Origin of the sequence: Bremerella sp. P1 (assembly GCF_028748185.1) — a bacterium.
Classification (GTDB): domain Bacteria; phylum Planctomycetota; class Planctomycetia; order Pirellulales; family Pirellulaceae; genus Bremerella.
This window is the reverse complement of record NZ_CP118164.1, coordinates 3,910,767-3,929,864: the sequence shown is the minus strand read 5'-3', so window position 1 is coordinate 3,929,864 and position 19,098 is coordinate 3,910,767. Positions and strand designations below refer to the sequence as shown.

General features: G+C 54.0%; 15 protein-coding genes. 7 read left to right on the top strand and 8 right to left on the bottom strand.

The window, feature by feature from the left end; all coding sequences use genetic code 11:
* The 6 genes from PSR63_RS16495 (at position 1) to PSR63_RS16470 (ending at position 7,249) form a co-directional block, all read left to right on the top strand.
* Entirely contained in the window at positions 1-873 is an 873-nt protein-coding gene (locus PSR63_RS16495; protein ID WP_274326775.1) for a hypothetical protein, read from the top strand.
* Entirely contained in the window at positions 846-1,916 is a 1,071-nt protein-coding gene (locus PSR63_RS16490; RefSeq protein WP_274326774.1) for a ThiF family adenylyltransferase, read from the top strand. Before PSR63_RS16495 ends, PSR63_RS16490 begins: the two co-directional genes overlap by 28 nt.
* A gap of 103 nt (positions 1,917-2,019) precedes the next feature.
* Positions 2,020-2,601 carry a hypothetical protein gene (locus tag PSR63_RS16485; protein ID WP_274326773.1) on the top strand — a complete coding sequence of 194 codons (582 nt, stop codon included), beginning with the start codon at positions 2,020-2,022 and terminating at the stop codon, positions 2,599-2,601.
* 205 nt (positions 2,602-2,806) lie between these two features.
* A complete protein-coding gene (locus tag PSR63_RS16480) occupies positions 2,807-3,802 on the top strand; it encodes a hypothetical protein (RefSeq protein WP_274326772.1) in 996 nt (331 codons plus the stop codon).
* 386 nt (positions 3,803-4,188) lie between these two features.
* Positions 4,189-5,907, top strand: coding sequence for a hybrid sensor histidine kinase/response regulator (locus PSR63_RS16475; RefSeq protein ID WP_274326771.1), 1,719 nt, complete (start codon positions 4,189-4,191; stop codon positions 5,905-5,907).
* 157 nt (positions 5,908-6,064) lie between these two features.
* Positions 6,065-7,249: a metallophosphoesterase gene (locus PSR63_RS16470; RefSeq protein WP_274326770.1), complete on the top strand. Its 1,185-nt coding sequence runs from the start codon at positions 6,065-6,067 to the stop codon at positions 7,247-7,249.
* Here PSR63_RS16470 and PSR63_RS16465 read toward each other — a convergent pair.
* The 8 genes from PSR63_RS16465 to PSR63_RS16430 all read right to left on the bottom strand — a co-directional run bounded on the left by PSR63_RS16465 (position 7,240) and on the right by PSR63_RS16430 (position 17,633).
* Entirely contained in the window at positions 7,240-9,225 is a 1,986-nt protein-coding gene (locus tag PSR63_RS16465) for a vWA domain-containing protein (RefSeq protein ID WP_274326769.1), read from the bottom strand. The genes PSR63_RS16470 and PSR63_RS16465 overlap by 10 nt on opposite strands.
* Positions 9,222-10,124 (bottom strand): DUF58 domain-containing protein, encoded by a 903-nt coding sequence (locus tag PSR63_RS16460; protein WP_274326768.1) that lies wholly within the window; start codon positions 10,122-10,124, stop codon positions 9,222-9,224. Before PSR63_RS16460 ends, PSR63_RS16465 begins: the two co-directional genes overlap by 4 nt.
* A 44-nt stretch (positions 10,125-10,168) precedes the next feature.
* Positions 10,169-11,197, bottom strand: coding sequence for an AAA family ATPase (locus PSR63_RS16455; protein ID WP_274326767.1), 1,029 nt, complete (start codon positions 11,195-11,197; stop codon positions 10,169-10,171).
* 125 nt (positions 11,198-11,322) lie between these two features.
* Positions 11,323-14,472 (bottom strand): VWA domain-containing protein, encoded by a 3,150-nt coding sequence (locus tag PSR63_RS16450; protein WP_274326766.1) that lies wholly within the window; start codon positions 14,470-14,472, stop codon positions 11,323-11,325.
* Positions 14,473-14,634: 162 nt separating this feature from the next.
* Positions 14,635-15,210 (bottom strand): prolyl hydroxylase family protein, encoded by a 576-nt coding sequence (locus PSR63_RS16445; protein WP_274326765.1) that lies wholly within the window; start codon positions 15,208-15,210, stop codon positions 14,635-14,637.
* 138 nt (positions 15,211-15,348) lie between these two features.
* On the bottom strand, positions 15,349-16,257 hold the full coding sequence (locus PSR63_RS16440; RefSeq protein WP_274326764.1) for a hypothetical protein: 909 nt from the start codon (positions 16,255-16,257) through the stop codon (positions 15,349-15,351).
* Between the two features lie 88 nt (positions 16,258-16,345).
* A complete protein-coding gene (locus PSR63_RS16435; RefSeq protein ID WP_274326763.1) occupies positions 16,346-16,669 on the bottom strand; it encodes a DUF6572 domain-containing protein in 324 nt (107 codons plus the stop codon).
* Between the two features lie 49 nt (positions 16,670-16,718).
* The gene (locus PSR63_RS16430; protein WP_274326762.1) at positions 16,719-17,633 is read right to left on the bottom strand and encodes an NHL repeat-containing protein; all 915 of its coding nucleotides are present in this window, start codon (positions 17,631-17,633) and stop codon (positions 16,719-16,721) included.
* Positions 17,634-17,902: 269 nt separating this feature from the next.
* Here PSR63_RS16430 and PSR63_RS16425 point away from each other — a divergent pair, with 269 nt between their 5' ends.
* The gene (locus PSR63_RS16425; RefSeq protein ID WP_274326761.1) at positions 17,903-19,039 is read left to right on the top strand and encodes an L-threonylcarbamoyladenylate synthase; all 1,137 of its coding nucleotides are present in this window, start codon (positions 17,903-17,905) and stop codon (positions 19,037-19,039) included.
* Positions 19,040-19,098: the final 59 nt, after the last annotated feature.

Below are 19,098 nucleotides of genomic sequence, written 5' to 3'. Positions count from 1 at the left end.
ATGACCAACATGGGAGACACCGAGATGCTCATTCAGGGAAGCACCTCGGCTATCAAGGCCGAGATCTGGTGCTTTCCAGAACGCCATGGAATTACGCTTGATACCAGCGCGTTCTTAGAAGGTCCTTTCAGTTCGCGCGGCAAGACTCTGACGACGAGATTTCCGTTCGCTCCGTCAAAACTGCGCGAGCATGACGCGTGGAAGGCAACCATCCTTGAACCGGTCCTATGGTCTCCTCGGATGCCCGCTCTCTATGAACTGGGTGGCCTGAGCGGAATTGCTTCGACGATTGGTCTACGTGACGTGCGGATCAAAGGGGATAGCTTCTACTGGGAGGATCGACGGTGGGTAGCACGCGCTGCGGCAATTCCTCAGTTTGACCAGCTACCCCAGGAAGAGTTGCCGCACGACCAGGGAATGACAACGATTCTGCCGCCGCCACCGTCAGCACTCTTAGCGAAGGCTGATGCGATTGGCTCGCCAATGATCATCGATGCGACTCACGTGAAGAGGGAACACTTGGCAGAACAGATCTCTCGACTGAGTGCCCACGTATCCGTCACGATGATTCTCCTGCCCGACGACTGCGATGCAAATCACCGTGACGCGGCACACTCGCACGTCTTGCTCGGCGCGCTTCAGAAAGTCCCAGGGCAAGCAGCGGACTGGGCACGGTTTATTGCCGTTCCTGAAACGTTACTCTCCACAGGCTGGAAACCGGATCGTCGACTTCCAGTGGTCGCGACGCGAGAATGTGATATAGAGGATCGCTCGCCCGCCGAGCTACGTGCCAAGTGCGATCGATTCCAAGCTGATCTCGACCACGGTGCGGATTACGCAGGCCTATGGCTTCTTCCGAAAGCATCTTTATGACTAAGCAGCCGCAAGATCCCTTTGCCCGATATGCTCGCCAAATGAGCTACTCCCGCTTCGGACGCGAGGGACAGGAAAAGCTTTCGCAGTCGACGGCATTAGTCGTTGGTCTCGGTGCGCTTGGCTCCGTCATTGCCAATACCTTGGCTCGTAGCGGGGTCGGAACCCTACGGATCGTCGACCGCGACTTTGTCGAGTGGAACAATCTGCAGCGGCAGGTCATCTACAACGAAGAGGACGTTCGGCTGCGTCTTCCCAAAGCGATCGCGGCGAAGAATCACCTGGAGGCTGCCAACGCGGATATCAACATCGAAGCGGAAATCGCCGATGTCGATCATCGCAATATCCGCCAGCTGTGCGACGGAGTGGATGTTATTGTCGATGGCACCGACAACTTCGAGATCCGTTTCTTGCTCAACGATGCCTCGTTGGAGTTGGGCATCCCTTGGATCTATGGTGGATGCATCGGTGCCGAGGGACAGACGATGACCATCGTTCCCGGGAAAACTCCATGCCTGCGGTGTGTTGTTCCTGAATCACCTCCGCCCGGCACGACGCCAACGTGCGATACGGCAGGCATCCTTGCTCCGATCATTGGTGTCATCGCGTCGATCGAAAGCATGGAAGCCATCAAGATTCTTAGCGGCCATACCGCACAAGTCAGCCGATCGTTGACCGTGTTCGACCTGTGGGAGAATCGGGTTCGACCGGTGAAACTAGATGGCTTAAGAGACAACTCGGAGTGCCCGGCGTGTGGCCAGCGCGACTTCGCCTGGCTTGCCGGTCAGAAGGGGAGCCAATGGGCAGTGCTCTGCGGCCGAGATGCGGTTCAGTTAAGTTTTCCGGAAAACAACGCGATTGATCTTTCGGCGTTTGCCGAAAAGCTAAAGCCGCTGGGTACCGTCGAGGCGAATCCCTACTTGCTACGAGCCAATATCGGCGAGCATGCGTTCACCCTGTTTGGTGACGGACGCTGTATTGTGCATGGAACAAATGACCCGGCAGAAGCCCGATCGTTACATGCTCGCTATATCGGAACTTGAGCCACCATTCTGGTTTTGGACTGGGCAAATCATTACAATGAAGTGAGTCTTAAAAAGGCTTACAACACCGTAGTTTCACCCTCGTGCGACCAAGGATTTTCCCGTGACGGAACAACCTCATCATCAGTTCAATGAGTCTGACTTTCAGCACATGTTAGATTCCATGTTCGCCGCAGAAAACGAAGAGCTTCTGGCGAAATTGCGGGAACAAATCAAACATGACGAGCAGTTGGAAGAGCTCTCCAAAGCCATCGGGATCGACGACAAAGATCTTGTCCAGAGTCTGATGGACCTGGGTATTACGGCCCACAGCATGGCGGCGTTGACGATGTACCCAATGGTTTGCGTTGCCTATGCGGACAGCGTGCTGAATCTTGAAGAACGCGACTTGATTATGAAGATGGCTAGTGAATGGAACATGAAGCCAGGTGATCCAGGCTTCGAGGTTCTCAACCACTGGCTTGTCGAAGGCCCGACGGAAGACGGCTTCGCAGTCTGGAAAAAATATATTCAGGCCGTCATGGCCCAAATGACACCTCAACAAGTTGCGGATCTGAAACTCAGCATCATGAACCGCTCCAACGCCGTTGCGACCGCTGTGGGAGATGTTTTGGGGCGATTCGGCAACCGTACGAGCAAGGCAGAAGATGCCCTGCTAGGCGAGATCGAGTCGGTCTTCCCGTAATATCGGGTGGTTAGCGCCAAATCTTTTTTCCACGAATCGTTTGCAAGAAATCGCTCTACTTTGCAAACTTAAGGACTTACGGGGGACTGCCAAGGATTTCTCCCCCGATTCCTTTTCCACTCATCCTAAGCTCGTGGTTCTCATGGAGCGGTCCAACGCGCGTCGTCAGGCTATGCTTTTCCTGCTTGGGGTATGCCTATTTGGCATGACTGTCCAGCAATCTGTCGGTGCCGAACTTCCCACGCAGCTATCTGAAAATGGATTTGAGAAATTCGGCTCGAAGTGGGTCCTCACCGAGGAACTTACTTTGAAGCGGGATATGGACGCACTGGAAGATATCGTCAAACGTATCATTCCCCTGCGTCGCCAGATCGACCTTGCCGTAACCGACAACGCACTTAGGTGGCAAAAGCAACAAGCGACGTCAAAATTGATCGACCAGATCGCCATCATCATGCGACGTTCGGCGGTTGGTACCGACGAAGAGAAGAAGGTCCAGAAGCAAGTCGATCAACTGAAACAGGCCAGCCGGGAACTCCGAGATGGAGTAGATCCCAAGCGTTTCGGTGCCCAACCGCATATGCGTGCGATGTTGGAATCGCTAACCCTGATGCACCAACAGGCATCTGTCCTGGCAGTCCGCCTCGAAGACGAATCGACGCAGATAAATCAGGCCTATCAGAAACTGTCCGATACAACTCAAACTTGGCGGGAAGAACATCCCGATATCAGCATCGGGCCACTCTTCCGCGTCGAGCAAGTTGATCAAGCTGTTCGCAAAGCCCGCGCATCGATTAATTTTGATGACGTCCCGATGTACCTCCAGGGGGATCAAAAGCGTGTCGGCGTCGTACTGAGCGACCAGTTTCCGACCGTTCTTACCATCTGTCCGAAAGACAATCGGTTAATTCTGACTTCCAACATGGCCTATACGGTCGGCTTGCGGAATTTAACTGGTCCCGAAACGGTGACACTTCCGTGCGGCAAAGAAACAAAGGCCCGAACGGGCAAACTTCCCCGAATGCGAATGGGGTCCGCAACTCTCCATGATGTATCAGTTATCGTTCTAGAACCCTCCGATGAGCATCTAGGGGGATTTATTGGCCTCAAGCTTCTTCAAGCCTGGAATCCGACCTTCGCCAAGTCGGGAATTTCTCTCTCGCTAGATGCGTCTAACCAAGCGTCTACTGCATCGCGGTAAGAAAAATCGCTTGAATTCTCTCATTTCATCAACCCGAGCGGGCATCCGCATTTGCTTGGTTTTTATGAGTTTTTAGACGACGATGCTTCCATTACCTTAGATAATGGTAACAATAAGAAACTTGGGAAGTTGCATTTAAACTTCTCGATGAAATTTCGATGAGGCAAACCGAATTATTTCAAGATTGGGTTTTCCTAGTTTCGGAATAAGCATTATGAATAACCTCGCGGGCGGTTGAATTTTGGCAAACTTTGCGTGTTGGCTAATTTTTGCCCATTAGAACGCCGAATGCGTAGTAGACGGGCAGTAAATTGTACACGGCAAAGTTGAACGTATAATTCACTGAGCCGATTACCGCGAAAGCATATTTGTGAGGAGTCTTGGGGTTGGCGGCGAAACCCAAAATCCTGTGCCTGTGCGATTCGAACAACGATTCCATTGTTGTTGAGGAACTTCGCCAGGATTTTGAAGTCACGGAAGTGAATAGCCCACTTCGCGTAATTGCCAAACTTCGAAATGACCCCTACAGCGGTTTGTTCATCACGACCTCGCATCAAGAGGTTGCAAGCCGTATCAGCAACTTGCTCGAGAACGAGCACATTCTAGATGGCATGCCGGATGGTGTTGCCATGCTCGACCGGGAAAACACCATTCAATGGGTGAATTCCTGTTTGCAGCGTTGGGCCAATCGAGGTGATTTGGTTGGCCAGAATTTCTACGCGGCACTCAACAGTCCCGAGATCCTTGGCCCCGACTATTGTCCTTTCCACACGGCCATGACCACCGGGGAGGCGAGCGGGTCGACGCTTCGCACGGAAGACAATCGTTACTTCCATGTACACGCGGCCCCAGTACTGGTACCAAACAGTCCGCCGAATAACCTCATCGTTACCGTCCGCGACGTTACCGATGAAGTCATTCAGCGACAAAAGCTAGATGCCATCCACCGAGCTGGGATGGAATTGGCCGACCTGACGACCGAAGAAATCTTCAATATGGAGGTTTCCGAACGGATCGAACTGCTCAAGAGCAATATCCTGCACTACACCAAGGATTTGCTCAGCTTCGACGTCATCGAAATCCGACTTCTGGATCAGCGTACCGGAGAACTCGTTCCGCTCCTTTCTGTCGGGATCGATAAGGAAGCAGCCGAACGTGAACTGTATGCTCAAAGCACCAACAACGGCGTGACCGGCTTTGTCGCGTCGACAGGCAAGAGCTATCTCTGCGAAGACACCAGCAAAGACCCGCTCTACCTGGAAGGCTTCAAAGGAGCGAAGAGCTCGCTGACCGTGCCACTTTTGCTGCACGACCAGGTCATTGGATCTTTCAACGTCGAAAGTCCGGAACCACGGGCCTTCACGAACAGTGACTTGCAGTTCCTCGAGATCTTCTGTCGCGACCTGGCCGTCGCACTGAATACGCTCGAGCTTCTTGTCGCCCAACAGGCGAATACGGCTCAAGCGAGCGTCGAAGCCATTCATAGTGCCGTCGCTTTGCCAATCGACGAAATCCTGAACGATGCCGTGAACGTCATGCAGCGTTACATCGGGCACGATGAGGAAGTGGTCGAGAAACTGAAGAACATCATTCAGAACAGTCGCGACATCAAACGCGTGATTCAACGCGTCGGCGAAAAGATGACGCCTGCCAAAGCTGTTCCTGCTTCGGCCAAGCAAGAGCAGCGACCACTGCTCAAATCGGCTCGCGTGCTGGTGGCAGATGCGGACGAATCGGTCCGAAGCGCCGCTCATGCCTTGCTGGATCGCTATGGTTGTGACGTAGAAACAGCCCACGATGGTGCAGAGGCACTTTGCATGGTCCGCGCAGGACTGCATTCCACGGGATACGATGTCATCATCAGTGACGTCCATCTGCCAGATATGTCGGGGCATCAGTTGATGGTCCAACTGGGCAGTATCATCACCCCCGTCCCGATGATCCTGATGACGGGATTTGGCTACGACCCTGGTCACTCGATCGTCAAGGCTCGCCAGGCAGGTCTTCTGCCCAACGCGGTTCTCTATAAGCCGTTCCGACTTGATCAGCTCGTCGAAACGGTGGAACGGGTCATGACCGCGTTCGCCAGTACCCCTTCGCCGTAATCCCATCGGCAAGATCTGATCTCACGCAAGGGCAGGCATAACGTAGACTTCACGTAGCCAGTTTCCATGCGCTCTAGCGTTTCACTTGATCCCCACCTATTCTGTAGGCGACTTTGGGCTAACTCCTCGTAGATTGCGGCGAAATATGTATGCGTTGATGGCGGTATTGATGTTGATTGCAGGCATCGGGCACCTGGCGATTTGGACTCGACTGCACTGCATGATCCATAGTTTGCCGTACAAGCAGTGGCTGATCGATCTCGGGGAATATACCTGCTATCTCATGTCGGTGCTGATTCCGGCTCTTTTCCTTTTCTGGTGGATGCAACAGCCGCTCAATCCCCAGGTCACTGCCAACGAACCCGTTCAGTACTCAACGATCTACTACGTCTGGCTGGTTTATGGCGTCATCAGTATCGTCGCCTTCGTCGTGGCAGCCCTATTTTGGTTGATTTATCAGCGTGATACCCATATTGCGTCGAACTACTTCAACGAACGACTTCTGGCATCGTTTGATTTTTCGGATCTTGCTCCACAGTTACTGACCTCGACAAGCACGCAATTCGCCAGCCTGCTTCCCGGCAACGAGATTCTTCGCTTAGAAGTCGATCGAAAAGAGATCTTCCTCCCCAGGCTTCCCCAAGAATTGGACGGTTTCACCATCACGCACCTTTCTGACTTGCACCTGAAAGGTCACATGTCGGAAGAGTTCTATCGCAAGGTGGTCGCTCAGGCCAATGATCTTCAAAGCGAGATGATTGTTATCGCTGGGGATATCTTTGATCGCACCAAGTGCTTTCCTTGGAGCCGAACGCTCGCGGCGCTGTCTGCTGAATGCGGAGTCTACTTCATCCTTGGCAATCACGAGGTACGAACCGGTGATCCGGACGGTTGCCGGAAGACGCTCGTCGATGAAGGTTTCATCGACCTGGGTGGACGTCACATGACGCTAATGATCCGAGGCTACCCGGTTGTTCTCGCAGGCAATGAGCTTCCCTGGCACATACCTGCCGCAGATATGAAATCGCTGGACGAGTCACAGTTTGACCAGCGTCCATTGCGAATCCTTTTGTCTCATACACCAGACCAAATCAGCTGGGCAAGATCGTTCGACTTCGACCTGATGCTGGCCGGGCATAATCATGGTGGCCAGATTCGCATGCCAGGTATCGGCGCGATTGTCAGTCCAAGTTGGTATGGCACACGATACTCTGGCGGAGTGTTCTACTTTGATCCGACGCTGCTGCATGTCAGTCGCGGCATCAGCGGTACCAGCCCTTTACGTTGGAACTGTCCGCCGGAGATCACGCAGTTAGTTCTTCGGCGAGCCGATCAGACGTAGACGCGGCGATTGTAGATATACCACTCCAGCAGCAAGATCAGCAGCGCGATCACCACCAGCCACTTCCAGTACTCGCGCCGCATGGGCAACCAAGCAGATTCCCCTTCGATGGTTTCCCATTGCGTTTCGATCTCTGGCTTGGGTTGAATCTCACTCTCTTGCGCATCGAAGATATTCACTGAGAAGTACCGAGAAACATCTTTCGCACTACCCTCGCGAACTTCGTACGTTCCTAGTTGGTCGGTCTCGCCAAAGCTAAACAAGTTGTCGGCGGTCGGTGCGATCGTTCTCGTACGCCCGGACGGTGGCTTGATATGCACCTCCTTGGCAAACCCACTTGAGCGGAACGCATAGTTTTCGCCAGGTCGAATGCTGAATTCCCCCTGCCCTTGCCGCACGCCACCGAGATACTCGACCAGGTTCTTTACAAACACCGGAAAGCTAAGCCGCTTGGTCCATTCGGTATTGAAGAACGTCTTGTCATCCTCGGATGTCAGGAAGGCAAACCCAAGTACTACGTCCTCAAAGCTCTTCCGCGGAGCAATGGTCATCACCGCACCTTGGTCCGATTCAATCAGGACCGTACTGCCTGGCGGGGCCTCAAGCGGAGAAGCCTTGTAGATCGAGACGTTCCCTAAGTTCACGAAATTCATCACCGGATGACTCTGCGCCACGTCAATGATTTGCGGCAAGACCTGGGCTTCCTGGAAGACCCAACCTTCAACAGGCGGCTTCTGGCCGAAGAAAACGGTATTGGATTCCGGCATGGTCTCCGGCACACAGTCGTCGTAGATGATGACGTCGTAGCGACCGCTGGCAGCTTCTTTGGGATAGTCTTCTCCGGCCAGGTAATCAGGCGTCACCAGCGTTACATCAGCAATACGCCGAATCTGATCGGTGGCTAACGCGAACCGCAGATAGTTGTTTCCCTCGGTCACTACCAGAACCTGGGCTCGCTCAGGCGGATTGATCGCGGCATAGGCGATATTGTCTGCGGGGAACACATCGTCGTGCTCGACCTCTAAACGTAGCTTTCCAACGTCGAGGCTTCCCAGGTCGAATTGAGCGCCGCCTGTACCGTCTTCATTATCCAAGCGAATTCGAGCGACATCCAACAGTTCATTGTTGAAGTAGAGATTCGCCGTTACTTCGGTCGGTTCAGGACCGAACCGAGCAATGCGACAGAATACCTGAAGTTCATCGTCCTTCTCGGGATTGCGCTGGGTGCTGAACGCGAGGATGCCGACGTTGGAGGAAACCTCATCTCCAAGGGGAATATAGATAGGCTGCAAGTTACCAAACGAAAAGTCCGTGATCGTTTGAAATCGTCCATCACTCAGGATGTACGCTGTCGCTGGTTTCGCATCGGCGACCTGAACGTCCCCTTCTTCAAATGCCGACTGACCGGGATTCGCCAGACCTGATGCGACCCGCAGGGCTTCCATGATGTTCGTCGTGTGTTCACTCGGCTGGATCGCGGAAACCTTAGCTGCCAGTACCCGTTGATTATCAGTGAACTGCTGGACAACGCTGGCTCGGTCAGAGAAGGTCACGACCATCCCCACATCGCCGCTATCCATCTGATCGATCATTTCCTGGACGCGTTGTTTTGCCTCCTGCAAGCGTGTACGCCCCGACTTCTCATCCTTCGTCCCCATGCTCGCCGAATTGTCGATCAAAAAGACAAAACGGTCCCCCAATAGCTTCTGCTCACCTTCCATCCCGGGGCGCAGTACGGCCAGGATCAGCAGTAACACGAATAGCAGTTGCAAGAACAGCAACAAGCTTTGACGCATCTTCTGCCACAGGCTATTCACGTGGAGATCTTCGATCGTACGACTCCACAGGAACGTGCTGGGAACCTCAAGCGGTTGCCGCCTGAGCTTCAGGAAGTACAACGCGATAATCGCCGGGGGGACCAAGGCCAGAAGAGTCCAGCCCAGTGGACCTAATGTGTTGATAAAGAAACTGGTCATCGCAAAAGCCCCCGTTGCCGCATGTAATTGGAAACGAGGTGGCTCACCGAGACGTCAGTGTTGGCCAACATGTATGCCATCCCACGCTTAGCACAGAAGGTCCGCGCGCCGTCGACAAACGCATCGAGCGTTCGCTTGTAGCGATCCAAAAGGGGACGACTCACCGTAATCTCAGCGATGTCGCCATCTTCGCAATCGACCAGTTTCAGATCCCCTTTGATCTGCTCGGCGGGATTCAATTCCACAGGAGCAAGCGTCTGGATTACATACACATCCATTTGCTGGGTGGAAAGGAATCGGAGCGCTGGCTCATAGCCGCTCTTATCCATGAGGTCGGTCACCAGAACCAGAATTCCCTTGCCGCTGTTTCGCAAGCAGAAGTTCTTTGCGCCTTCCAATAGCGGCACATTCTCGCCAGGCTCGATGCCGTTCAAATAGTCAAGCATTCGCCAGACACTATGACGACCACGCAGTATCGGACCTGGTCTCCGCATAGGAGTTCCGAGCGTTTCAATTCGGACCCGATCTGTTCGACACAAACCAACAAAACCGAGCGCGGCAGCCAATTGTTTGGCGTACGTCAGTTTACTTGGAGTGCCGAAGTCCATCGAAGTGCTGGCATCGATCAGCGTGTAGAAGTGCAGATCTTCCTCTTCCAGGAACATCTTGAGAAACAGCCGATCAAGCCGGGCATACATATTCCAGTCGATGAAGCGTAAGTCGTCGCCAGCAACGTAAGGGCGGAAGTCCGCGAATTCGACACTCGTTCCTTTGCGTTTGCTACGACGTTCCCCCTTCATTCGCCCCCGAAACACCTTACGACTGACCAGTTCCATGCGTTCCAACTGGGCCAGCAGTTCGGGAGAGAGGAGATCGGATTCAATATTCGTCTTCGCCATCGAGCGTTGGTGCCTAACAGGGGATCTAATTCAATCCGAGTGCATTATTTGGCGACGGATGCCAATACCGCGTCGTCCGCCTTTTCGGGCACCTTCTCTAAAAGTTCGAGCAAGACGTGATCAGTATCGAGCCCTTCAGCTTGGGCTTCGAAGTTAAGGATCACGCGATGACGCATAGCCGGCAAGTAAACACGCCGAACGTCTTCGTAACTCACGTTGTAGCGGCCATCTAACAGGGCACGCACCTTCGCGGTTAAAGCCAGCGTCTGGGCACCACGAGGACTCGATCCCCAGCGCAGATACTGATTGGTAATCGGAAGAGCCAGAGGACCTTCCGGATGCGTCGCCAAGGTCAATCGTACGATGTAGTCCTGGACGTGCTTGGCCAGAATTACCTCGCGGATGACCTGCTGCCACTTCATTATTTCGGACCCTTCCATCACCTTCTCTGCTTCCACCCTGGTTCCTTTGGTGGTGCGATCGATGATGGTGCCCAGATCGTCAGCTGACGAATAGCCCACGACCAGCTTGAACATGAAACGGTCCAACTGAGCCTCGGGAAGCGGATAGGTCCCTTCCTGTTCAATCGGGTTTTGAGTGGCCAGCACGAAGAAGGGCTTATCTAGTTCGTACCGATGACCACCCACCGTGACGCAACCTTCCTGCATCGTTTCCAGCATGGCCGACTGGGTCTTGGGCGTGGCTCGGTTGATTTCGTCTGCCAGACAGATCTGCGTGAAGATCGGTCCTTTCTGGAACTCGAATATGCGTCGACCGTCTGGCGTTTCCATCACCATGTTGGTGCCCAGAATATCGGCCGGCATCAAGTCTGGGGTGTATTGGATACGACTGAAGTTCAGATCAAGCGCCTGCGAAAGCGTTCGAATGAGCAGCGTCTTCCCCAGCCCGGGAACACCTTCCAGTAAGCAGTGCCCACCGACAAAAAGACATGTCAGTACGCCATGGACAATATCTTCATGCCCGACGATCACCTTCTGAATTTGCTCTTTGACGGCCTGATAGCGACTGCGAAATTCGTCAGCTTGCTGCTGCATCGATTCAGCGACACTCATGCGGTTTCCTTGCTGCGGCTTGGTTCTCGGGGGTGTAGTTCGGGTTGTGTTCTCTTGAAGTTGGCAGCCAGGGCAGCCATTTCCATCGTAACTGAAATTGTTTCTCGCAGGTCGAATCGGACAATCTACGACGAATCGTTGTCATCCAGATTTCCGCCAGGACGCTTGCGTGCTTGTTTCTTCGCTTTCAGCAGACGCGAAGTGTACGAGTCGTCATCCGGCGACGTATCTGCCATCTGTTTTGATTTCTTGGGCGGACCGCTGGAAGCCGGCGTCTTTGCAGCCAGTTCTTCGTCGACCGCCGATGTTTCGCCAGGTTGATCCAGGCCTACTTCAAATCTTGCAGACGATTTCCGCTCGTCATAGTCGGCCGTCGCACGCTCTTTGATCATGCGTAGACGTTCCATCCGATCTTCTTCGTCTTCTTTCTCAGGAGCACCAAACACACGAGCATGTACCCATTGGTAGCTGTGCTTGATCCACTCGGTACCCAGGGTGACACGTCGAACAAAGACGTCCTCGAAGAAGACGAGCCCGCAGAGGACCAAAAGAATGGGCCAAATGTGCTGACTGCTGATCGCTTTGGGAAGTGTGTGCCGAAACGTATCGACGTCCAACAATTCTTCGACGCGTCCAATCGCAAAGTCGCCGTCGATCACCTGGCCAACTTCACCCCCTGCCGGCTTGAGCGCCGCAAGGCTATCGACCAGTGCCGAATTCAAACGCTGCTGACGGAATTCCGCCGAGTAAGGGACATTGGCTCCGGTGCGAATCGGTGCTTCGCCCGGTCCCGGCAAGATCGAAAGGAAATAGCTTCCTGACTTATCCGCAGGGAACTCACCCACATAACGTCCCGATGCGACCTGCTCCAACTGGAAGTCCTTCGACTCCATTTCGGGATCGACCGCTGTGCCGGAAAGTTTCAGGAAGTTGAGATATTCATCCTTCTCATCGGTGGCAGTCACTACCACGCGGACCTTGCCATCCTTGACCTCGCTGGCAACTGTGAAGTTCCCTTGATTGTCGGTCGGTCGCATCGCGTAGCGAACGAACTGGGTGAAGAACTTGTCGTAGCCTTCCCACGCGGTCCACTTGTTCGCCCAGCGTTTGCCTGCGTCGGTTGTCAGCACGCCTGTCCGTCCAACCCCATAGGTCCATGTTGCCATAACGGTCGCATTCTCTGGGTGCTCGGCCGGAACGGGCGCGACCATTCCGACATCGACCAAGGCATTGTCCTTAACGGTCGTCATCACGTAACCGTCGAAGGATGGAAAGCCCTCGATCCCTTCCAGAACCTCGTGCGGATAGGTGATCGGAACCATTCCAGGATGGTCTTTGATCAGCGGTTGTGCGATTCGCCTGGCCTCGCGCTGATAGATCCGTGGCAGCGCTTTCGGATCGGTCACGGCGTAATACTTTCCGCCGGTTTGAGCAGCTAATTGTCGCAAGGGAGTACTACCAGCCGGACCATGCGTTCCGATAGCGACTGTAGTGATCTTGATATTTGCATTGACGTAACCCATCACTGTCGCCGGGTTGGGCGGCGAAGGGTCCCCATCGCTGATCACGATCATATGTTTGATCGCGACATTCGCCCCCTTTGCCTGAATAGCATTGAAGCCTGCCAGCGACATCTTCATGGCCGGGTCGAACTGCGGCATGTCACCGGGAGTCATGCGGTTGAGGCGGGCCAACATCTGATTCCGGTTGGGACCGACCGGGATCAGGCCGTCTGGTGCTCCCCACATCCATTGATCGTTGCCGCTCCAGTGAATCAGTCCGCAATAGTCTTGCGGACCCAGGGCCTTCAACGCTTCGCGAGCCACAACCTTCTGCCAGTAGTTGCCCTGGGCAAGTTCGGAAGCGTGCATCATCATCACCAAGGCACCCACCGGCACGACCTTGGCATCCTTGATGTTGAAGTCGACAGGCATCGACTTCTCGATTTCGGTATTCGACCAACCACCAGCGCCGAAAGCTCTTGGACCACCGATCATCAGCAGTCCGCAGCCCATCTGCTGCGTATTGCGGACAAGCATCTCGATCTGCTGATCGCTAAAGCTCGACACGTCCCCTGCCCCGGCTCCACTGGCCCGGGGAACATCACCCAGAATGACACAATCAAAGCGTTGCAATTCAGCAAGCGAAGTGAATAACCCATTGCTGGGCATGACCTCCACCTCGATGTTGTTCGCGCGGAGACGCGAGATCAGGAAATCAAACTCACCAGGGTTTTCCCAGTCTTCGATCAGCAGCACTGATCCTTCGCCACGAACGTGCGCGAAAGCCGAGGCCAGGTTGTTCTGCGGCATCGAATCGTCGAGGCGATCATCCGGAACAAATCGAGCTTCGTACGTGTAGAAATCACTCTGGTCAATCGTATGCTCGAACGTCAGCACCTTTTTGCCAGGCTCGAGTTCCATCGGCTGCTCGATGAGCACATCTTCCCGCTTCCCGTGCTTTCGGACGACGACAACTTTGCCACTTACCTTTCCGTCGTCCTCTGCGGATGCCTCGGTCATGTTATTCAGGACCACATTGACCTGTACCGGCTGACCTTTGCGGATGTCGCTAGGAAGGGAAATCTTCTCGACCGCCACTTCGGCCCGACTCGACAGTTCGACAGGGACCACGTCGATACCAATTCCGCTTTCAGCAAGTTGCCGGGCAATATTCGTCGCGTCGCCGTATGTTTCGTTTCCGTCGGTGACAATCACCACACGCTTGGCCGTATCCTCCGAGAACGATGCCTGAGCGAGTTTTAATGCACCCTCTAGGTTCGTCGCATCGGTACGAACCTGCATCATGGCTTCCAGACGCCCTTGCTGGATCGGCAAGTTGTCATCGTAGGGAGGAACTTCGATCGCAGCTTCTCGACCAAATACAACGACGCCGGCTCGATCTCCGCGCGCGGCTTGGCGGTGCTCGACGACATCCTTCACAACGTACTGCACCATGGCGGCACGTTTCTCGCGAGGAATACTCTCTGATTGATCCAGAACATAGATAACCGTTACCCGATCACTTGAGTGTCGTAGCTGCATCTCGGCCAGGCAAAAGACCAGCAGCAGGTACACCAGCGAACGCAGACCTAGCGCGAAGAATCTTCGCACGCGGCCCAGCCCCGAAATGCTACGAAAGCTGAAGAACCACAAGAGCGGCAGCCCGGCCAGCAGCAGCAAAAACCAAGGCTTGTTGAACGCAACATCGACGCCAAACATGCGGCTGGGTGACTCCAGGGGTGCGAAAACAGGGACGAGACCAGGTAGATCCACTTCGGATTCTACCTGACAATTCGAGAAGTCCTTTAATGGTAACGGTTTTGTGCGCACGTGCCCACAATTTCATGGGCAAAAATCCGATAAGCAAACACAAACCCGCCACCCAGAAGAGAGGGGTCAAATTCATCCCGCTCTGTTTCCAACGAACCAACGTGTTTAGCCGTCATGCTCTGGATTGTTACTGCGGTACATCACGTCGCTACGAAGTACGTATTTCACACCACTTGAAACGACTTCCCCTTCGTGGAGTTGGGGATGATGAAACAGTAGGGCGCTACCGGCTTTTGGAGCAATCCGGAACGCTTGCGGCTGAAAGAACCTGGTACCGCCCCCCTCGAAGTCATCGTTCAAGTACACAAGAAAGGTGAAGTCACTTTTCTCGAATTCGCTTCGCCGATAGCGACCATCGAAGTGAGGAGCAAACGACTGCCCCGGTTCATACTTATAAAAGCGAAGACGCTCATTCAAACCAATTGCGCGGCGATGTCGCCAAGGATCGATCACCCACGGATGGATTCGCTGCCACAGCATTTCGGCGGTTTCCGGATCATCCGACATCAGACGCAAGTTATTGCGGATATCCTTCCGAATAACGGTCCCTTCCGATGTCGAAATGGGCGCCTCGCAGAAGCCAATCCCTTCGGCCATCTCGATGTAGCGTGCGCATTCTGCCAGATTCAAGAAATCATGAATGACGTAGACGTAGTCGTAATAGAATGTCTCGCGATGCATCGAAAATCCCCTTTGCTGGGCGTGTAGTTCTTCTAAAAAGAAGAGATAACGCCGTATTGCAAAGGTTCACCTAAGTTCTATGCGTCGATGACGAAGACAAATGCCCGCCGTTTGGTGCCGCAAAAGCGATTCAAGTCTCTACGACTGCTTCTCCTTGCTGCGTGATAGTGCTTTCTGACGAATCTCTGCGCGGGCCTTATCCAAGCGTTCCGGCCAAACAAACTTGGGAGCCTTGGTCGGATCATAGTCCTCTAGATGATCCTTCAGTCGCGTCACAGGCTTGGTGTATTTCAGCTCGGTCTTTCCAAAGACTTCCTCGCATAGCTTGGCCAGGCCGGGGTCGTATTCCTTCAGTTCCTTACGCGTATCCACGTGATTGTGATCGTGATCCGGGGCCCGATTGTTATTGAACCATGACTGAACCCCTTCGGCGAAGTATTCATGGTGATTCACCGAAGCGTACTTCCCTTTCCAGAGTCCTGCATCCATGGCCTCGTCGTAGGCCTTCTTCACGCGATCATCAAAGGTGGAGTCGATATTCACCATGCCACGCAGATGAATGTTGTGAGCGAACTCGTGAATCAAAATGCACTCGGTCGAGTAAGGATCCCCTTCGAAGCCCAGCAGGTTTTCTTCGCCGCACGTGCAATATGGATCGGTCTGGGAACCGCCCGTTCCGCGAGCCCGAGCGTCCCAATAATCCTTAGGCTTAAAGTGAGCAAACTCAGGCAGGTCGGTGGTGTACTCGTTGTGGGCGATAATCAACATGCGCGAACCACTGGCCACCATCGCATGCTTGATATCGGGCCGCTCGCTCAACATCATTTCGATCAGGTAGGCGGCTTCCTTCAGTGCGTAATCGTCGACGGTACTGGAGGCCAAAACGGGATATCCGCCCGCATCGACATACTTCCCGTAGAACTCAGGGGCTTTCATCTCATCTGGCGGTGTCATGACGCGATACGATTCTCCCGCAATCGCTCCTAGCGTCATGAAACCCAACAGAAACCCCCAGGCGGCAATGGATCGAAGAAGTAAGCCAGTCATAGTCGCTTCTCACTACAGGTAGATTTCGGGCGAGGTGCATGCGCAATATAATACACCGAAAATGCCCAAGCTACATAACAAATTCACACTAGCTGTCGTAGCTGGTCTGAATCTCAATGCCTTTGGCACGCACCAGTTCAACAGTCTCATCCAGAAACCGCTGCCCGCTCTCAGGTGGTCGACAGCGACCGCGAATCTCGATCCGTGCCGTTCGTCCCTGGGCTTTGGGATACGCTTTGTGCATATCTCCACTCTCGATAAACCTCAGATAGTTGGCGAGTTTGTCCCGTAGCAATTTCACGTGCTCGCTTTCCTCGCTCCAATCTTCTTCATCCATCAAAGAGAGGACGACACAACCGGTTTGCCTGCAGATACCAACAGCGTCGATGATGTGGGTTTTGGTGAGTGCCATAGTTATTGCTCTTTCTGACTGGTACTCAACTTCTGGCCATATGTATCCACTACAACCGAATCCGCTGTACCCGATGATTCTCGGAATCGATCACATGAATCCGCCCGAACCGATCGAGTATCAATGCCCAGGGACTGTTAAGTTGCCCTGGGTCGTGGCCGGAACTTCCCCACGTACCTAGGCTGTTGCCTTCAAGGTCGAACTTCTGCACGCGGTGGTTGCTGTACTCGACGACATACAGATGCCCTTCTCCGTCGAGGACCAGGTCATAGGGGTAACCAAGTTTGCCTGGCTCACTCCCCTGCTCTCCCCAGATCTTGATGAGCTTCGCCTGGTCTCCTGTGGCGTCGAAGACCTGGATCCGATGGTTACACGCATCGGCGATCCAGATGTGGTCGTTCTCGTCGATGACCATATTCTGTGGGCGGATGAACTGCCCTGGCTCGCTGCCATGGCCGCCCCATTGAAAGAGGAAGTTACCGTTAGGATCGAACTTCTGTACACGGTCGTGCTGGCCGTACTCGCTGATGTAGTAGTTTCCCTGGGAATCCTGCACGGCCTCGGTGACAAAGCCGAACTCACCGGGCTGCGAGCCTTCGACGCCGCCGATCGTTTGTTCGTCCAGCCGCTTACCATCAGGCGTATAGACCAACATGCGGTTGTAGTGGGTATCGGCGACCAGGAGGTTGCCGTTGTTGTCGAAGGATAGTCCTGAGGGGCGACCTTTATAGAATTCTGGGATTTGCCATGCCCGGCGGAAGTTGCCATCGAGGTCGAAGACCTGGATGCGAGCCGTCATGTCGACAATAAACAGCTCGTCGTCCGGGCTGATCGCGACAGCGCGTGGTTTTTCGAACAAACCTTCCGAAACGCCACGTCTTCCCCATACGACCTCAGGCTCAACGCTGGGTCCCGATGGTGGAAGACAGCCGGAAATGGTCGTCAATCCAAGAGATAACAGCACCACGCACCAAGTGGGAAACGTTCGCTGAAGGCATGGGTAGGAAAAGATTAGCACGTTGGGGCGTATTTAAGGGAAAGATAAATGGCGAAAACGCTTGTGGGGGGATCGCCCCTTTTCGTATAGTAACTTCTTTCAAGATAATAACTTCTGCATCTGAGTCCACTCAACTGCCGATCAAACCCGATAAACCGCAGGCGATCCGCGGAAAAGCAGGCATTGGTCGCCGTCATTATCAGCTATTCCTAAGAACCAACCTGGAAATTTAAACGTTGCCCGCCACAGTCATTGACGTAAAAGCTGCTGATGACCGCCGAGATGTCGTCCATCGTGCCGTTCAAGCGCTTGCCGAAGGACAGCTTGTCGCTTTTCCCACCGAAACCGTTTACGGCTTGGCAGCTTCAGCGCTAAACCCACAAGCGATCCACGACCTTCGCCATGCCAAAGGGCGCCCAGAAACCAATCCTTTTAGTTTATGCGTTTCGGGCGCGGATACGCTCTGGGACTACGTTCCTAACGCTTCGCCGTTAATGTGTCGTCTGGCGCGTCGCTGCTGGCCTGGTCCGGTGACGCTGGTAATGCCGTGTGACGAGGGTTCGGTCGTTTCTCAGTTTACCGAAGAAGTACGTCAGGCGGTCTCGCCGAGTGGACTGGTCGGACTACGTGTTCCGGCTCACGACTTGATCGCCCAGGCAATGCACTTTTTGCCAGGCCCCCTAGCATTAACGAGCGCGAATCTGTCTGGGCAACCCGATGCGATTCATGGAAAAGAGGTCGTAGAGGCCCTGGGAGATCGGGTAGGATTAATACTGGACGACGGCAAGTGCCGGTATGGGCAACCTTCCAGTGTCGTCAAAGTGGAAGGCAATCACTTCCAGATGTTACGTCAAGGTGTCGTTTCGGAGAGTGTCTTGAATCACCTGAGCAGCTACTTTGTCCTGTTTGTATGTACCGGAAATACGTGTCGTAGCCCCATGGCCGAAGTGGTCATGCAAAAACACCTGGCAGATAAAATCGGGACAACGATCGATCAGTTGGATCAAAAGGGGATCTTGGTCGCCTCGGCTGGCATTGCAGCCTATCCGGGAGGTCGTGCGGCCCCGGAAGCAATCCACATCCTGGGAGCTCGCAGCTTGGATTTAAATGGCCACGCGAGTCAGCCGCTCAGCGATCGACTGGTTGAGCAAGCCGACCTGATATTGACGATGACCGCCGGACATCGCGATGCCATTTTGGCACGCTGGCCGGAAGCACGTGACCGAATTCAAACGCTAAGTAGCGATGGCCGCGACATTGCCGATCCGATTGGAGGTTCGGAAGATGTTTATCGCCAGTGTCTCGAACAAATCGAATCTGAAATCAAGCAGCGGGTCAAAGACCTCGACTTGGACAATCTCCTTCCCTCCTAGTCTTTTCCAGCCACGTCAGCGGAAGCATCCTCTGTTTTCCGTGGCACGTGGCATACCGC